14 protein-coding genes and 2 pseudogenes are annotated in these 17,776 nt (G+C 36.9%); 10 read left to right on the plus strand and 6 right to left on the minus strand.

The annotated features are described in order from the left end of the window. The first annotated feature begins 4 nt into the window (after positions 1-4). Genes BMY57_RS06570 through BMY57_RS06580 form a run of 3 tightly spaced genes read left to right on the plus strand, consistent with a single transcriptional unit; the run spans position 5 to position 3,598 of the window. Positions 5-397 (plus strand): MerR family transcriptional regulator, encoded by a 393-nt coding sequence (locus BMY57_RS06570; protein ID WP_423809591.1) that lies wholly within the window; start codon positions 5-7, stop codon positions 395-397. Then, positions 394-1,914 (plus strand): class I adenylate-forming enzyme family protein, encoded by a 1,521-nt coding sequence (locus BMY57_RS06575; protein WP_091773235.1) that lies wholly within the window; start codon positions 394-396, stop codon positions 1,912-1,914. The genes BMY57_RS06570 and BMY57_RS06575 overlap by 4 nt, the downstream gene beginning before the upstream one ends. A 1-nt stretch (position 1,915) precedes the next feature. Continuing rightward, positions 1,916-3,598 (plus strand): acyl-CoA dehydrogenase family protein, encoded by a 1,683-nt coding sequence (locus tag BMY57_RS06580; protein ID WP_091773236.1) that lies wholly within the window; start codon positions 1,916-1,918, stop codon positions 3,596-3,598. Positions 3,599-3,820: 222 nt separating this feature from the next. On the opposite strand, the gene BMY57_RS06585 is transcribed toward BMY57_RS06580, so the two are convergent. Beyond that, positions 3,821-4,696, minus strand: a complete 876-nt coding sequence (locus BMY57_RS06585; protein ID WP_091773237.1) for a DMT family transporter — start codon at positions 4,694-4,696, stop codon at positions 3,821-3,823. A 119-nt stretch (positions 4,697-4,815) separates the two neighbouring features. Between BMY57_RS06585 and BMY57_RS06590 the strand changes: the two genes are divergently transcribed. Then, entirely contained in the window at positions 4,816-5,784 is a 969-nt protein-coding gene (locus tag BMY57_RS06590; protein WP_091773238.1) for a cation diffusion facilitator family transporter, read from the plus strand. Between the two features lie 12 nt (positions 5,785-5,796). Here the strand turns inward: BMY57_RS06590 and BMY57_RS06595 are convergent, their stop codons facing one another. Next, a complete protein-coding gene (locus BMY57_RS06595; RefSeq protein WP_091773239.1) occupies positions 5,797-7,002 on the minus strand; it encodes an MFS transporter in 1,206 nt (401 codons plus the stop codon). 184 nt (positions 7,003-7,186) lie between these two features. Between BMY57_RS06595 and BMY57_RS06600 the strand changes: the two are divergent. The 4 genes and pseudogenes from BMY57_RS06600 to ftsW form a co-directional block, all read left to right on the plus strand. After that, positions 7,187-7,411 (plus strand): annotated as a pseudogene (locus tag BMY57_RS06600) (glutathione-dependent formaldehyde dehydrogenase); the annotation flags it as partial. Positions 7,412-7,487: 76 nt separating this feature from the next. Beyond that, positions 7,488-8,027 (plus strand): annotated as a pseudogene (locus BMY57_RS16560) (ATP-binding cassette domain-containing protein); the annotation flags it as partial. Positions 8,028-8,150: 123 nt separating this feature from the next. Next, positions 8,151-9,098 carry an ABC-F family ATP-binding cassette domain-containing protein gene (locus BMY57_RS16565; protein WP_439895788.1) on the plus strand — a complete coding sequence of 316 codons (948 nt, stop codon included), beginning with the start codon at positions 8,151-8,153 and terminating at the stop codon, positions 9,096-9,098. A 134-nt stretch (positions 9,099-9,232) separates the two neighbouring features. Further along, positions 9,233-10,402 carry a putative lipid II flippase FtsW gene (gene ftsW / locus BMY57_RS06610; protein ID WP_091773241.1) on the plus strand — a complete coding sequence of 390 codons (1,170 nt, stop codon included), beginning with the start codon at positions 9,233-9,235 and terminating at the stop codon, positions 10,400-10,402. 491 nt (positions 10,403-10,893) lie between these two features. Here ftsW and BMY57_RS06615 read toward each other — a convergent pair whose 3' ends face one another. The 4 genes from BMY57_RS06615 to BMY57_RS06630 are packed head-to-tail and all read right to left on the minus strand — an operon-like array spanning position 10,894 to position 13,990. After that, the gene (locus BMY57_RS06615) at positions 10,894-11,304 is read right to left on the minus strand and encodes a Fur family transcriptional regulator (protein WP_091773242.1); all 411 of its coding nucleotides are present in this window, start codon (positions 11,302-11,304) and stop codon (positions 10,894-10,896) included. Continuing rightward, a complete protein-coding gene (locus BMY57_RS06620; protein ID WP_091773243.1) occupies positions 11,294-12,157 on the minus strand; it encodes a metal ABC transporter permease in 864 nt (287 codons plus the stop codon). The genes BMY57_RS06615 and BMY57_RS06620 overlap by 11 nt, the downstream gene beginning before the upstream one ends. 15 nt (positions 12,158-12,172) lie before the next feature. Then, positions 12,173-12,928, minus strand: coding sequence for a metal ABC transporter ATP-binding protein (locus BMY57_RS06625; protein ID WP_091773244.1), 756 nt, complete (start codon positions 12,926-12,928; stop codon positions 12,173-12,175). A 12-nt stretch (positions 12,929-12,940) separates the two neighbouring features. After that, positions 12,941-13,990 carry a metal ABC transporter solute-binding protein, Zn/Mn family gene (locus BMY57_RS06630; protein WP_175615632.1) on the minus strand — a complete coding sequence of 350 codons (1,050 nt, stop codon included), beginning with the start codon at positions 13,988-13,990 and terminating at the stop codon, positions 12,941-12,943. Between the two features lie 323 nt (positions 13,991-14,313). On the opposite strand from BMY57_RS06630, the gene BMY57_RS06635 reads away from it, so the two are divergent. Together BMY57_RS06635 and BMY57_RS06640 are read left to right on the plus strand one after the other, a co-directional pair. After that, complete coding sequence (locus BMY57_RS06635; protein ID WP_091773293.1) at positions 14,314-15,231, plus strand: proline dehydrogenase family protein; 918 nt, start codon at positions 14,314-14,316, stop codon at positions 15,229-15,231. A 133-nt stretch (positions 15,232-15,364) separates the two neighbouring features. Then, positions 15,365-17,767 carry a 3-hydroxyacyl-CoA dehydrogenase/enoyl-CoA hydratase family protein gene (locus BMY57_RS06640; protein ID WP_091773246.1) on the plus strand — a complete coding sequence of 801 codons (2,403 nt, stop codon included), beginning with the start codon at positions 15,365-15,367 and terminating at the stop codon, positions 17,765-17,767. The last annotated feature ends 9 nt before the right edge of the window (positions 17,768-17,776 follow it).

The following is a 17,776-nucleotide window of genomic DNA, read 5'->3' on the forward strand; positions in this document are numbered from 1 at the left end:
ATTGGTGAACAACTTTTATAGCATTTCCGACATGGCGGATATGTTCAATGTCTCCACAAGAACGATTAGATATTATGAGGAAATTGGTTTGTTAAAACCTGAACGAAATCAAAATGGATACAGAATATATGGCAAGAAAGAAAAGATTCAACTTCAACTCATATTCAGGGGCAAGAAATACGGATTTTCGCTTGATGAGATTAAAGACATGATATTACTGTTCGATGAAGATCCGACAGGTCGCGAACAATTGAAGAAAACGATTGAGTATGGAGAGAGGAAAGTCCAAGAGGTGACACAAAGTATTGAAGAACTTATGTCGTTAAAGAATGAAATGGAAAAGTTTCTAGGTGAATTTAAAAAAATGTTAGCAGATTTGGAGGAAAATAAGGTATGAATATTTCAAAATTATTATCTTATCAATCAAGAAAGTTCCCGAATCAAGAGGCTATTTTGACACCTACTGAACGCATTACATATCAAAAATGGGAAGAAGACGTGAATATTCTAGCTAAAAATTTACAAGCACTAGGGTTCGAAGCTGGAGATAAGTTCATCATTCACATGCCGAATACAAAAGAGTTTTTATATTTATATATGGCCGTCATTCGGTTAAAAGGGATCGTGATTCCAATCAATGCTAAATTAACGACGAATGAAATGGAATACATCATTAATCATAGCGATGCTAAATTTTTTGGGACGCATGAATTATTATTTGATCAATCGGGTCCAATTGAAGACATCCGTCACTTAACTTGCATTAAAACGGGTGAATCCGTTGGGAAATGGATCGCTTTTGACGAATTATTACAAGGTGAACCTACTGTCATAGAAAATGATTCTACAGAAGATGAAGAGGTGTCAATTCTATATACATCAGGTACGACAGGAAATCCAAAAGGTGTCTTATTTACACATCGAAATATTTTAACCGTTGCGACGATGATTTGTATAGAAATGGACGTTAAACAGGATAGTCGAATTCTTCATATGATGCCGTTAAGTCATTCAGCACCACTGCATTTATTTATGGCTGCTGGATTATATGTTGGAGCGACACATGTCTTGGCTCCTACGTTTACACCAGATTTATTGTTGAAGACTGTGGAAAAAGAGCGTATTACACATTTCTTTGGAGCGCCAGTCGCTTATTTATTAACCGCTAAACAACCTGATATAAATGAATGCGATCTTTCTTCTGTGAAATATTGGATCTATGGTGGCGCACCATTAGGTCAACAAGAAGTCGAATTTGTTAAAAGACGATTCTCGACCGAGTCATTAGTATGTGTGTATGGACTCACAGAAGCTGGACCTAATGGCACACTATTACTTCCTGAAGATCACGAGTATAAATCAGGTAGTATAGGAAAACGTGCAGCTCTTCATTGTGAAATTCGCTTAGTTAATGAAGAAGGGCAAGATGTAGGGATTAATGAACCAGGGGAGATTATTTTACGTGGTGAAGGAACCATGAAAGGGTATTATAAGGACCCTAAAAAAACGAATGAATCCATAAAAGATGGATGGTTATACACAGGTGATATCGCAACGCGTGATGAAGAGGGGTTTTTCTGGGTTATTGATCGGAAGAAAGACATCATTATATCGGGTGGCGTTAATATTTATCCAAGTGAAGTCGAAAATGTGTTAATGACTCACCCACAGGTTGAGGATGTTGCGGTTGTAGGAGTTCCTCATTCAGAGTGGGGTGAGACAGCTAAAGCTTATGTTGTTCTTCACGAGAAGATTGATTCACTAGAAACAGAGTTTAGGCAGTTCCTTGAAAATCAAATTGCTTCATATAAAATTCCTTATTTATATGAAGAATTGGAAGCGTTACCAAGAAATGCGACCGGTAAACTTTTGAAAAATCAATTAAGAGAGCTCCATCAAGAAAGGACTGTATAAAATGGTTGAGAGAAATTTTTATACGGAAGATATTGTTTTACAACGAATCCTTAAAAAGCATTTGGGTCATGAGTTTTTTGATTATGCGGAAGAACGTTTGACAGAGTTTGGTGAGCGAGTAGCTGGTATCATCGATGACCGTGCCAAACATACCGATCGGGAAGGGCAGCCTAAATTAATTAAGTACGACAAAATGGGCGACGATGTTTCAAAAGTTTGGGTAAATGAAGGGTATATGCAAACGGTTAAGGAAACTTATAACACTGGTATTGTCGCTTATCCGCACAAAGAAATCCCTGAGCTTGGTCAGGTAGGAAATTACTTGTATTCTTACGCGCAAGGCTATTTATTATCTCAATCTGAACCTGGGTTTTACTGTCCAGTAACGTTAACGATGGCAACAGCCTATTTAATCGATCACTATGCGGATGGAGAATTACGGGATCAATTTTTACCACATGTGATTTCAACAGGAGAGGTTGAACTTTATGAAGGGGCGACCTTTTTAACCGAACGCCAAGGAGGATCAGATGTCGGAGCTAATGTTGTTGAAGCCGTAAATGAGGGCGACAGTTACCGCTTATACGGTGAGAAGTACTTTGCGAGTAATGCTGGTATGTGTGGTGTTGCCATGGTGTTGGCTCGTATGGAAGGTGCTCCGTCCGGAACAAAAGGGTTGAGCTTATTTTTAGTGCCGTGGGAGGAAAATCGCGCGAATCAACAACTGAGTATTAGACGACTAAAGGACAAATTGGGCGTGCGAGCCGTTCCTTCTGCGGAAGTTGAGTTTCAAGGGGCCAAAGCCTATTTAGTTGGGGACCCTAAGCAAGGTTTTAAATACATGATGGAGGCGTTGAATCTTTCTAGAGTCTGTAATGCTGTCGCGTCTATCGGAATAATGCGTCGTGCTTATGTAGAGGCACGTGACTATGCCTTTAACCGTGAAGCATTTGGCAATAAACTGAATCATTATCCGATGGTTAAAGATACTTTAGTGAATATGCTTGCCAAGCTTGAAGTCGAGACGTATGCCACATTTGATGTCGTCAACTTGTTTGATCAGGTTATGAATAAAGATGCGAATGTAACAGAAGAGGAACAAGCATTATTACGTCTATATATAGCTATTATGAAAAAAGAAACAGCTGAGCAAGCGATTCATTATTCGCATGAAGCGATTGAAATGCATGGTGGAAATGGCTTTATTGAGGACTTTGTAACTCCGCGACTGCTTAGAGATGCTCAAGTGTTAACGGTCTGGGAAGGGACAGCCAATATTTTAGGCCTTGAAGTGTTAAGGTTGTTAGAGAAATATCAAATACATGAATTATTTTTACAAGATCTTGAAGCACGTTTGCGTCACGTAACGCCTAAGGCTCAGAAGTTGACGGACCCAATTAAAGAAAAAATGGAACGCCTTAAAGAAACGCTTGTTAAGCTTTCTCAAGCACCCGATGACGTTAAGCTGATGTATCCTAAAAAACTTGCGAAGGATATGAGTGATCTTTTTGAAGGAGTTGTGGCCTTAGAACAGATCGAAGAAGGCCTTACTTTTGAAAGAGACTTTGCAGTGGCAGAAGTATTTATTCATCAGACGTTTAGATCAAGCAAGTATAATCAAGAGCCGTTAGCTTTAAAATATTATGATTTAATCGTGAACCAACATCACCCTGTGTCGATCTAAGACACAGGGTTTTATTTGATTTGGCGAAAGAGGAGGCTTTTTTAGCGAAACCTTTTAACGAACTGGCGAAACCATTTTCAAGTTTAGCGAAAAAAAGAAGTCAATTGGCGAGAGTTAGTAAAGATTTAGCGAAACTTCATTCAAAATTGGCGAAATGACCTTGGGAAAAAGACCCCACAGGCCGCGTATCCTATCCGTAAAAATGCCCTAATTAATCCTTTTTCATTCGGACACCTTTTTATTATATTGACCCGTGATATAAATTCCGATAAATATGAACAACATACCTATAATGAGGTTTGTGGTAATGGGTTCGCTCAATATCAAGTAGCTGGCCACAATGGCTGTTATCGGAATAATATATGCAACTGTTGCGGCGAACTCTGGGGTTCCGTTAATAATCATGTAATAAAGCAATACATGCGCCAGCCCAGAGCCAATTGTTCCTAAACCTAAAATAATAATTCCTGTATGGAAATCAATCATAGCGACATTTGGTAAATCATTCATAATTAATCCAATCAGTAAACCAACTAGTGAGGCAACAAATAAGGAAATCGTAATGGTCACAATTAAGTCTTCATGTTGAAGGTTTTTCTTCAAATATTGAGATCCAAAACCATAAAAAATAGTGGCTAATACCATCGTTCCAATTCCGATAAAATCATGTCCGAACAGTTGGTGGATTTGAAATTCAGTTAATACAACAATTCCAAAAAAGCCTATAAGAATTCCAAACCATTGTCTTCTCAATAATCTTTTCTTAAAAAATAAATATCCAATTAAGGCTGTAAATAAAGGGGTTAAGGCGTTAATGACAGAGGTCGTATTACTGTTGATGACAGTTTCGCTCCATGCAAGTAAGCCCCAAGGTATTCCTGCATTTAGAACACCTAAAATAACGAGGTGCTTGTAAGGAATCGGAGAGATTCTTTTACGGATTTTGATGAGGAAGATAGGTAGTAAAAAGAAGGATCCAAGAAAACATCTTAAAAATACCATCCCCCAGACTCCTGTCTCATCGACTGTCATTTTTATAAAAATAAATGTTAATCCCCATATGATGCTTAAGCTAAGTAAGGCTAAGTATATTCTCATTTTATTCACCTATATTTAATATATTGTGGCCTTTTAGAAGGGTGCTTGCCTAGTTAAGTATCAAAAGTTTTTTATTGTAAAAAATAATATAAGATATTTTAAAGAGAAGAGGTTAAAGCATGTGGGAACTTCTTAAGAAAGGGAACAAATCATCAGGAATTTCTGCTTTAGGTAATGTAGGAATAGCAATTGTGAAATGGATCGCTGCCGTTATTAGTGGGAGTGGTTCCATGTTAGCCACTGCCATTCACTCGACAGCAGATGCATTGAACCAAGGGATGGTTTATTTCGGCAGCGCCTTAGCTGAAAAAGAACCTACTAAACGTTTTCCAACAGGGTTTAACCGTGTAGTGAATTTATTCGTTTTATTAGCTGTTATTATTATTTCAATTATGGCTTATGAGACGATTCACACGGGGTGGGAAATCATTAAACATCCTCAAGAGGCTAAAAACTTTTGGCTGAACGTTATTATTTTGGTGATTTCGATTACTGTGGATGGGTATGTATTGATTAAAGTGATGAAGGAAATTGTCGAGGGATCTGATGATGACACATCAGAACAAGGATTCATAAAAACAGTCCTCCAAAATGTGAAGTATTCAGCACCTCCTACAAGGCTGGTTTTCTATGAAGATATAGTCGCAACATTAGGTGCTTTTGTGGCTCTTGTTGCCGTTGTCATTGCACACTATACTGGGAATTTTATTGTGGATGGGATAGGGACGATCTTGATTGGAGTACTCCTAATCGGTATAGCAATAAAAATTGGTTATGAAAATACGATTGGTTTAGTTGGCGTGTCAGCACCTAAAAAGGTTAAAGACCGGGTAGCAAAAATCATTTTAGATCATTCTAAAGTAGTTGATATTCATAAGTTACGTGTATTACAAGAAGGAAGGCAATATCATGTGGAAGGTTATATTGAATTAGAAAAAGGGATGTCGTTAGCTGATGCTGATGATATCAAATTTGAAGTAGTCGATTTATTATTAGAGGATAAGGATATTGATGATGCTACAATCGGCGTCATAGAATCCGATGATCAACAAAGCTATAAATTAAATGAAGAAAATGAGGGCGAATAACCCTCATTTTCTTTACGTTGTTTTATTTGGCTTAATGAATGTAAAGATACAAATTAAAATTCCAAACCCTAATATTCCTGCCATAATAGAGGTGACCTGCAGCCCGTTCTGCATAAAAATAGATATTAGAGGTGGACCTGCTGCAACTCCAATAAATCTGGCTGAACTGTAAATCGATGTAATCGTCCCACGTTCTCCTTTTTCAATGTTCTCCGTAATCATCGCATCTAATGTTGGCAATAATGCTCCAATTGCTAGACCAATCACACTTGATATTAGTAATAATATTCGTACATTCTGTTCAAAAAATCCTACAAATGGAACTAATAATCCCATGATGATTAATCCTACAATTAAAATCATGCGCATGACATTTAGGTCGTCTTTAATTTGTTTTCCAGTAATCAGTGAGGCAATACATAAGACGAGTAATGGAATTGCTAGGATAATCCCTTTTTTCACTCCATCAATGCCATGTTGCTTTTCTAAGATATCAGATAGGTAAAATAAAATCGCAAATAAAATGAGCATGGTATAAATTCCGATTCCAAATACAACATAAAGCCAATTACCTTCTCGTCGAAAGGTTTCTTTTGTGTTCTGTAAAAAGGTTTTAAAAGAATCTTTTGGTTCGTTGTCCTTTGGAACTTTAATAAAAAAGAATACAAAGATGAGTGACACGAAGCTGAATACAGATATAGCAAAGAATGGAATATGCCATACAATCGCTGCTAGAGCTGCTCCAACGATTGGGCTGAGAACTTTACCAAAAGTATTGGAAGTTTCGATAATTCCAAGACATGAACTCGCTTGCTCATCGTCGTCTTTATAAAGATCCCCGACTAAAGGCAAAACAATAGGTGCCGCACCTGCTGCACCAAACCCTTGTAAGACCCTTCCAATTAGAATCCAAATGAATGGGCTACTCACCATGATCGAAGCTAATCCAGCTACTAGACCGCCGATTAAGGTTAAGAGAAGACTAGGTATGATGACTTTTTTTCTGCCATAGCGGTCAGATAAGTAACCAGCTATTGGAATTAATAAAATAGCAGCAATCGAGTAGACCGTAATGATTAAACTCGATTGAAAGGAATTGATATTCAATTGTTGCTCAAATATCGGTAAAACAGGAATGAGCATCGAATTCCCTAATGTCATGACTAAAGGAATCGATGCCATTGAAATAATACACCACACACTAATTTGTTTATTCATGATGTTTTTCCCTCATTAGTTTACATTTACTACTTAATTTACTCATTTCAAGATTTTATATAAAAGGTATAAATAGGAATTTTAAAGACGAATAGGGTGAGTGTTCAATATGAAAACTAAAAGAAAAAATGGAGTGAAAGATTGTGAAAGCTGTAATTTATCGAATGCCATATAAAGTTGGTGTAACCGAATTCCTTTAGGAGCATTTTTCACTCGGAATGTCACACTTAAAATGGGTCAGGCACCCGTCATCCCCATCATGCCCAAATTATATGACATGATTATAGATGAAAAAATTGATCCAACAGAAATCATTACCCATAAGATCCCGTTAGAAGAAGCGGCACATGGATACCATATATTTAACGGGCATGAAGACAATTGTATCAAAGTTGTATTAAAGCCTTAGCTTAAATTCGTCAAACCCTCCACATAGATGCTATAATGGTAAAGGTTAACTTTATTTGTGTGGAGGACTTTTAATTATGTTACAAGCAACGAATGTTAGTTTGCGGTTTCCGAGTCGCAAGCTATTTGAAAATGTTTCAATAAAATTTACGAACGGAAACTGTTACGGATTAATCGGTGCCAATGGTGCTGGGAAATCAACATTTCTAAAAATATTATCCGGCGAAATTGAACCTCAGGAAGGTCATGTATCAGTCGGTAAAGACGAACGAATTGCTGTGTTAAAACAGGATCACTATGCTTACGAGGATGAAAAAGTATTAGATGTGGTCATTATGGGCCATACCCGTTTACATGAAATCATTCAGGAAAAAGATGCGATTTATGCTAAAGGTGATTTTACTGAAGAAGATGGTATGCGTGCTGCAGAATTAGAAGGTGAATTCGCAGAGTTAAACGGTTGGGAAGCAGAAGGAGACGCCGCAACTTTATTGCGCGGTTTAGGTGTTGGAGACGAGCTTCATGATAAACAGATGTCCGAGCTATCGGAAGCGGAGCGAGTTAAAGTACTACTTTCTCAAGCACTATTTGGTAATCCGGATATTTTACTTCTTGATGAGCCGACAAACGGTTTAGACATTCAAGCTATTCGTTGGTTAGAGGAATTTTTAATTAACTTTGAGAACACTGTTATTGTTGTATCCCACGACCGTAATTTCTTAAACAACGTCTGTACTCATATTGCTGATTTAGACTTTGAGAAAATAACATTATATGTCGGAAACTATGATTTCTGGTATGAATCAAGTCAATTAGCATTAAAAATGCAACAAGAACAAAACAAGAAAAAAGAAGAGAAGATTAATGAATTAAAAGAGTTTATCGCTCGATTCAGTGCTAATGCGTCTAAATCTCGCCAGGCAACTTCTCGTAAAAAGTTATTAGATAAAATTGAACTTGATGATATTAAACCTTCTTCAAGGAAATATCCATATATTGCGTTCACGCCAGAGCGTGAAATCGGAAATGATTTATTAGAAGTTAAAAATATCAGCAAGACGATAGACGGCAAGAAGGTATTGAATAACGTATCATTCAGGCTTGAAAAAGATGATAAAGTCGCTTTATTAGGTGATGATCTTGCGATAACAACGTTAATGAAGATACTGATGGGTGAAATGGATCCAGATGAAGGAAGTTATAAGTGGGGAGTCACCACGTCACAATCTTATTTCCCTAAGGACAATTCGGAGTTCTTTGAGAATTCGGATCTAAATCTGATTAACTGGTTACGCCAATATGCACCTGAAGACGAGACAGAAACGTTTATCCGTGGCTTCTTAGGTCGTATGTTATTCTCTGGTGATGATGTATTTAAAAAAGCAAGCGTTCTTTCTGGTGGAGAAAAAGTTCGTTGTATGCTCTCACGTATGATGTTAAGTAATGCTAACGTACTTCTATTGGATGATCCAACGAACCACCTAGACTTAGAGTCGATTCAATCGTTAAACAATGGTTTGATTAAGTTCAAGGGTTCGGTCATCTTTAGTTCTCACGACCACCAGTTTATTCAAACTATTGCTAATCGAATTATAGAGATTCAAGATGAAGGCATCATTGATAAGTCCATGACTTATGAAGAGTATTTAGATGATGTTAAAAAGATTAACACACAACCAACGATTTAAACGTTTGGATATAGCTGCTCAGAGAACAACTGAGCGGCTTTTTTATATCAACTCTATTAAATTTATAAGGAGCAAAAAATCCTATTCTGTTTGTCTAGTTTTTCAGTTATGATATAGATAGGATGGTGTTAGGATTGAAAAAACATTTAAGAAATTTAGATTATCCATTATTAGTGATTATATTAATATTATCTTTGTTTGGGTTAGTCATGGTTTATAGTGCTAGTTTTGTAGAAGCAGGATTAGACCCAGGGATTAATGATTCGGGTTATTATTTTCGCCGACAAAGAATGTGGCTCATATTAGGGCTGATGATATTTTTTGTTGCGAGTATGTTTTCTTATCGTTCCTTGCGAAAACTGACTCAGCCATTTTTCTTTATTACCGTTTTAATGTTGATTTTAGTATTAGTCGGTTTTGGTGTCAGTGTAAACGGAGCAACACGTTGGTTAGATTTTAAAATCTTTTTATTCCAACCTTCTGAAATGGCTAAAATTACAATGGTTCTTTATTTCGCTCATATACTGACGAGTAAACAAGATCGGTTGGATAATTTTTCCCAAGGAATCTTACCACCCATTATGTTGTTAATGTTCGTCTTCGGTTTAATCGTCTTACAACCCGACTTAGGGACGGCCACATCAATTCTGATTGCTTGTGGTATCATCTTACTTTTTTCTGGGGCTCGGTTTCGTCATTTATTTGCTTTAGGAGCTTCAGGTATAGCGTTAGTGGTTGGGCTGATTTTTATCGCAGGTTACAGACGTGATCGTTTAACGTCATTCCTTAACCCATTTGAAGATCCGTCAGGTGAGGGGTATCAGCTCATCCAATCATTAATTGCGATTGCTTCTGGAAAACTCAATGGAGTTGGACTAGCTAATGGTGTCCAGAAAGCTGGATACTTGCCAGAGGCCCATACCGATTTTATCTTATCGATTATTGCGGAGGAACTTGGTTTATTCGGTGTCTTGTTTGTCATTGTTACGTTTATGGCGTTTATGTATAAAGGGGTTCTCATTGCGAAAAGAGCACCCGATCATTTTGGTCGTCTATTAGCGTTAGGAATAACATTTCAGGTGATCAGTCAGGCTATTATTAATATTGGCGCCGTTTCTGGAAGCATGCCAATTACAGGTATTACACTTCCGTTAATCAGTTATGGTGGTTCATCCATGTTAATAACGTTTGCAACATTGGGAGTATTAATGAATATTGCCATAAAAGGGAATATGAAGCGAGGATATGAGACAGAAGAAGAGGAAGAGACAAAAGATTTTCAGCCAATACGTTCAGTGAAGTAGTGAAGCTATAAATCCTTATTCATAAAGATACCCTAGGTAGTGAAAAGTCCTACCTGGGGGTTCTCTGATCTGCACTTGAGTCGCTGTACGGTATTTGGGACGCGCTTTTTGATATCCATAATTATTTCTAGCATTAGCTTATAAAAACGAGGCTGAGACAAAAATAATGATTAAATAAAAGAAGGCGAACTTTAGACTGTATTAAATATCCAAAGTTCGCCTTCTTTATGGTAGCTACGTCAAAATGCTTCGCTTTCCGCAGGCACGGCTTCAACTTCCCGAAACTCACTTCCGCTCGAAGACTTAAGGATGTTCGGCTAATGACGCAACATCCTGTTGCAACGCCGAACTGACCCACATCCTGTGGCCCCTCAGCTCGTGCTGTTCTGCGACGATCTGGACGACCTGGAGTCTCGCATTTTGACTACGCTAACTCCATTTTCGTTCGGATTTTATTGACCTATTTATCTTTTGTCCTAGCCTCGTTATTTTTAATTACAATTCGGACAAAGTCCATAAATTTCAAATTTATGATTTTCAATTAAATAACCATTAAAATCTATATTTAACAGATTCATAGGGCAAGATTTAATGGCTTTTGTTTTACCACAAGATTTACAAATAAAATGATGGTGGTGTTCCTCATGCCCACACGCAAGACGAAAATGCTTTTCACCGTCTAGTTCTGTAGACTCTAATATATTAAGTTCACTAAAAAGGTGTAAATTACGGTAAATCGTATCATAACTAATGCCTTCATACTTTTTACTCAAAAAGCTCAACAAATCACTAGCAGTACGATAACCATCTTCTTTATTAAAGAAGCTCAGAATATCTTCACGCTTCTCCGTATATTTATAACCTTCATCTTTCAAAATTGTTAGAGCTTGATTAAGCTGCATACCCATCATCCTTTTTAAGAGATCTGACCGCCTTTAACTTATTAAATAAGAGTGTTAATCCTAGTAATAAGGCTGATGTGATCACAATCGTACCACCTGGCGGAATCTCAAAATAATAACCTGTAATTAATCCTACTATAACAGCTATCTCTCCATAAATAATACTATAAAAAATAGTTTGTTTAAAGCTTTTTGCTATTCTCATACCTGTTGCGACCGGTAACGTCATCAGTGCAGATACTAGTAATACACCAACAATTCGAATCGATGCTGAAATAACTAAAGCTGTCATTAAAATAAAAACAAAATTAAGTGTTTTGGATTTTACACCAGATACAATCGCAAATTCAGAATCAAAAGATAAGGCAAATAAATCCTTATAACACACAAAGATAAAAATAATGACCAACAAGGAAATGAAGATAATTAAACGAAGGTCACTGCTACTAATTGCCGCAATTGACCCAAATAAATACGTGTAAATATCGGTATTAATTCCATCTGCTAATGCGATGAATACAATACTTAAACCGACACCTACTGACAGAATAATCGGAATCGCGATTTCTTGAAAGGCTTTATAGACATCACGTAAATTTTCAATAATTAAAGCACCAATAATTGAAAACAAAATTCCAGTGTGAAAAGGAGCGAACATGAGCAGTGTATATTTCTTTTGCATAAACAGACCAAATGCTAGTCCTGCTAATGTCACGTGGGATAGCCCGTCTGCAATCATGGACTGTCGTCTTACAACAATAAACGCTCCTAATAAAGGGGCAATTAGACCAACGAGCAGACCTGTATAAAATGTGTTTCTGAGTAGTTCATATTGAAAAAATGCATCTAACATATTGTTCGCCCCTTTCTAGTGATTGTGTGTAATCGTATTAATCTGATGTCCGTATAAAATAGAACGTTGTTCATCAGTCAAGCTTTCAAATTCATTAGGATTTCCATGATAATGGATTGAACGATTCAAGCATAATAAATCTGTAACATAAGTGGTAATAGCCCCAATGTCATGAGAGACAAGGACAAGTGTGATTCCAAGCTCTTGATTTAATTTGGATAGTAAATCATAAAATTGTTCCACGTTTTGGGAGTCGACACCCACAGTCGGCTCATCTAATATGAGAAGCTTTGGATTATTGGCAATCGCACGAGCGATAAATACACGTTGTTGTTGACCACCAGATAAATCTCCGATATTACGATTGATATACTCTTCCATATTAACTTTTTGAAGGGCACTCTTAACTAATCCCTGATCCTTTTTTTGATCGGGTAGGAAGCGCCTCTGGTTATGAATGACTCCCATTGATACAACCTCTTTAACTGTCGCTGGAAAACCGCGACTAAATGAGTTTGCTTTCTGAGAGACATAACTGATTCGCCCTTTGTTTTTAAACTTCTGGATTGGTTGCCCAAATGCTGTAATGTTTCCGCGTTGAAGTTTTTCAATTCCTAACATCAATTTAATTAATGTCGTTTTTCCAGAACCGTTGGGACCGACGAGGCCCACAAATGCCCCTTCTTCAATATTGAAGTTGATATTTTCTAAAACCGTTTGCTGATCATAACGGTGGTATACATTTTGAACGGTTACGATTGGGTCTGACATATCAATCACCCTTTAATGATTAATTTCATTTAGTACATTAAGATTATCGATCATAATATCGTAGTAATCTTTTTCTTCATTTATTTCTTCTTCCGTACGAGTTGATAGGTTGCTTAAGTGATACTTTTCCAATCCTAGTTCATCTGCAATAGTTTGTGCTAACCGATCGTCAGAGCTCGTTTCTAGTATAATGTGTTCGATGTGTAATTCCTCAATTTGATCAAATAATAGTTGTAATTCTCTTTGAGATGGTTCCTGAGCTGATGAGATTCCTCTAATGGAAAATTGTTTAACAGGATAACGTTGTTCAATATAAGAAAATGATTTATGAGTCACTAAAATACTGACTTCTTCATCAAAGCTTTCTTGATATTGTTCATCTAACTCTTCCATTTTGCTTTTAAAAGTTTCAAAGTTTTGTTTGAATGTTTCTTCTTCTTCTGGATACATTGAAACTAATTTATCAAGGACGATTTCCCCTGCATCAACCATGCGGAGTGGATCTAGCCAGAAGTGGGGATCAACATCGTGATTATGACTGTGATGTCCCTCGCTTTCATCATGGGCATGTTCTTCATTGTGATTGTGCTCTGCATCATCATGTTCATGCTCATGATCGTGATGTTCTTCACTTTCATCATTATGCTCTTCATTGTCTTCTGAATTTATTTCTATTGCCTCACCTTGATGAAAGTCTTCAAATAATGGTTCATGTTCGGCTAGTTTTAAAAGCTCAACATTTTCTTTTTGGACCGTATCTGCCATTGCTTCTGAGAAGCTCTCCATACTTTCACCAATGAAGAAAAATCCATCAGATGATGATAATTCAATCATCGTTTTAGTAGATGGCTCGTATGAATGAGCATCGGCGCCAGAAGGAACAATCGTTTCAACATCGACATAATCTCCAGCAATTTCAGTGACCAAATATTCAATGGGATAGATTGACGTAGCAATACTGCGTTCTGAGTCATTTTGAGTGTCCTCGTTTGAATTTGTATTACAGGCCGTCATTAATATTGATAATGTAAATAATACGCTAATCATTTTTAATAATTTCATAGGTTTATCCTCCGAGAATCTTTCATTCTTTATTATAACCTTATACATTTTATCGTAATGATTACGATTTGTAAATAAGAATGTTTACGATTTAAAGGGGATTTTTATAAAGAGGGTTTTATATGTGAGGTTTTGACGGTAAAGAGAGATTCCGTAGAAAAGAGTAAATCGTACCTTGAAATAGGTCACTAAATTATTATGAAACTTTGAAACTTTATAGACAAGGATTTTTTCTATTATTATAGTTATCTTTTTTGTCGAAAAAATGGTAAAATAGAAACCGGTTTCACTTATATAGATGCAAAATGGGGGGATACATCATGATAGAGAAATTAATGCGTAAATTTTTCTTATTCCTATCTAATAATAAGTTTTTCACGAAGTTAGCCAAAAAATATGGGTTTAAAATGTTTGCTTCGCGTTTTGTTGCAGGTGAAACGATTGATGAGGCAGCAGAGGCTATTCGTGAGCTAAATCAAAAAGGAATGACCGTTACATTAGACCATTTAGGTGAGTTTGTGAACGATGAACAAGAGGCTCGTGATCGCACTGAGGAATGTGTTCGTGCTATTGAAGTTATTGCGGAGAAAAAGCTAGACTCGCAACTATCATTAAAAATGACGTCTATGGGGCTAGATATCTCTCGAGAACTTGTTATGGAAAATATGCATAAAATATTAGAAGCAGGGGAAAAGCATGGTGTTTTCGTAACGATTGACATGGAAGACTACGAGCGTTGTCAGATGACACTTGATATATTTGAAGAATTAAAACAAAAATATGATGGTTTAGGTACCGTGTTACAAGCTTATCTATATAGAACGGTAGAGGATTTAGAAAAGCTAGATCAATATAATCCTAATCTACGTTTAGTTAAAGGTGCTTATAAAGAGTCACCCCAAGTGGCTTATCCTGATAAAAAAGACGTGGATGAGAACTTCAAGAAGATTATTAAAATACATTTACTAAATGGTAATTATACAGCAGTGGCAACACACGATGATGCGATGATTGATTATACAAAAGAATTAGTGAAAGAACACGGAATTTCAAATGATCAATTTGAGTTTCAAATGTTATATGGAATTAGACAAGAATTACAAGAAAAACTAGTTCAAGAAGGATATACGATGAGAGTATACGTTCCTTACGGTAATGACTGGTTTGGCTATAACATGAGACGTTTAGCAGAACGTCCAGCGAATGTGGCTTTCGTTTTAAAAGGAATTTTCAAAAAATAAAGATAAAGTGTTTGCGAAATATCAGAAAATATTTTATAGTTAAATTAGATAATTAATTGGATAGTTTAACCTATCCAATATTTTTTACGATAAAAATGAATGAGTATTCATTCAAGAATAGGGGGAACATTTCATGAACCGGAAAATCAAGCGCGCAGCAGTATTAGGATCTGGTGTAATGGGATCTGGTATTGCGGCTCACTTGGCCAACATAGGGATCCCGACACTCATGTTGGACATTGTACCTCGTGAACTAACGGAAGCAGAAGAGAAGAAAGGTTTAACATTAGATGACGCTGTCGTTCGCAATCGAATTGCAGCCAGCAATAAGGAGAAACTCAAGAAACAAAAACCTTCTCCAATTTCGAGTCAAAAAAGTTTAGAGTTAATTGAAGTTGGTAACTTTGAAGACCACATGGAACAGTTAAAAGATGTTGACTGGATTATTGAAGTGGTTGTTGAGAATTTAGATATTAAGAAGAAAGTATATGAACAAGTAGAATCGCATCGTAAAGAAGGAACGATTGTTTCATCTAATACATCAGGTATTTCGATTAACGCAATGGCAGAAGGGCGTTCAGAGGATTTCAAAAAGCATTTCTTAGGAACACACTTCTTTAATCCACCACGTTACTTAAAACTATTAGAAGTGATTCCTAATCAAGATACGGACCCTGAAGTATTAGAATTTATGAAGACATTTGGAGAAGACGTATTAGGTAAAGGCGTCGTTGAAGCCAAGGATACACCAAACTTCATAGCGAATCGCATAGGGACATATGGTTTATTAGTAACCGTAAAAGAAATGTTAAATGGCGGTTATACAATCGGGGAAGTTGATTCGGTAACAGGTCCTATGATTGGACGTCCGAAAAGCGCCACTTTCCGTACATTAGATGTCGTCGGTTTGGATACTTTTATTCATGTGGCGAAAAATGTCTATGACAATGTTGAGGGAGAAGAGAAAGAAGCGTTTGTAGTACCAGAATTTATGAGACAGATGAATGAAAAAGGCTGGTTAGGAGCCAAGTCTGGTCAAGGCTTTTTCTTAAAGAAAAAAGGTAAAGATGGAAGTCAGATTTTAGAATTAAACCCTGAAACATTAGAGTATGAAGAACGTAAGAAGTTAAAAACTCAAGCAACCGAAATGGCCAAACAAGAAAAAGGTCCAAAGCGCAAGGTACGCGCGATTGTTAATGCGAATGGTGATCGTGCTGGAGAACTTGTCTGGAACATTTCAAAACCAACATTAATTTATTCAGCACAGCTTGTTGGTGAAATTGCTGATGATATTAACGCGATTGACGAAGCGATGAAATGGGGCTTCGGATGGGAACTTGGTCCTTTTGAAATGTGGGATGCCATCGGTGTTAAACAATCAGTAGAGCGCATGAAAGAAGAGGGTGCTAGCGTTCCTAATTGGATTACAGAGATGCTTGAAGAAGGCTATGAAACATTCTATAAAACTGAAAATGGTAAAGTTTATTTCTATCACAACGGTGAGTATGTAGAGAAAACTTTCAACCCTAAAGAAATTAACTTAAAACTCCATAAAGAAGCAAATGGGGTTATTAAGAAAAACGCTGGTGCTAGTTTAATAGATTTAGGAGACGATGTAGCTTTACTTGAATTCCATTCACAAAGTAACGCTATTGGCTTAGATACCATTCAAATGATTAATCAGGCATTAGAGGAAGTTAACAAGAATTACAAAGGTCTTGTTATTGGAAACCAAGGTAAGAACTTCTGTGTTGGTGCGAACCTTGGCATGATGTTAATGGAAGCACAAGATTATAACTTTATGGAATTAGAACTAGTTGTAAAACAATTCCAACAAGCGATGATGAATATTAAGTACAACGAAAAGCCTGTTGTATCGGCACCTTTTGGTATGACTCTTGGCGGTGGAACAGAGGTATGTTTACCAGCTCATAGTGTTCAGGCTTCGCATGAAACTTATATGGGACTCGTTGAAGTTGGCGTTGGCCTCATCCCAGGAGGTGGCGGTAACAAAGAATACTATATTAAGCAGTTAAGCGGCCTCCCTGAAGGTGTTGATTTGGATTTACAAAAAATCACCAACGATGTTTTTGAAAAAATTGCGATGGCAAAAGTTTCAACATCGGCAGCGGAAGCATTTGAAAACGGTTTATTAGACGATAGAACAGATCACATTAGTGTTAATGGAGATCATTTAATCCATGATGCGAAGCAAAAGGTGATCAGTCTATCAGATGCTGGATTTAAACCATTAAAACGTCAAAAAGTTCCTGTCGTAGGAGAAACAGGCTTCGCGACGATGTTACTTGGTGCTAAAGGTCTAGCTAACAGTGGATATGCGTCTGAACATGATCTAAAGATTGCTGAAAAACTTGCATTCGTATTAGCAGGAGGCCGTCTGAAATATGGCACGTTAGTTGATGAAGATTACTTACTAGATTTAGAGCGTGAAGCATTCTTAAGTTTAATTGGTGAACCTAAAACACAACAACGGATGCAACACATGCTATTAAAAGGAAAACCACTTCGTAACTAATAGATTTTT

It is taken from the genome of Piscibacillus halophilus (assembly GCF_900110685.1).
Taxonomy (GTDB): Bacteria; Bacillota; Bacilli; order Bacillales; family Alkalibacillaceae; genus Piscibacillus; species Piscibacillus halophilus.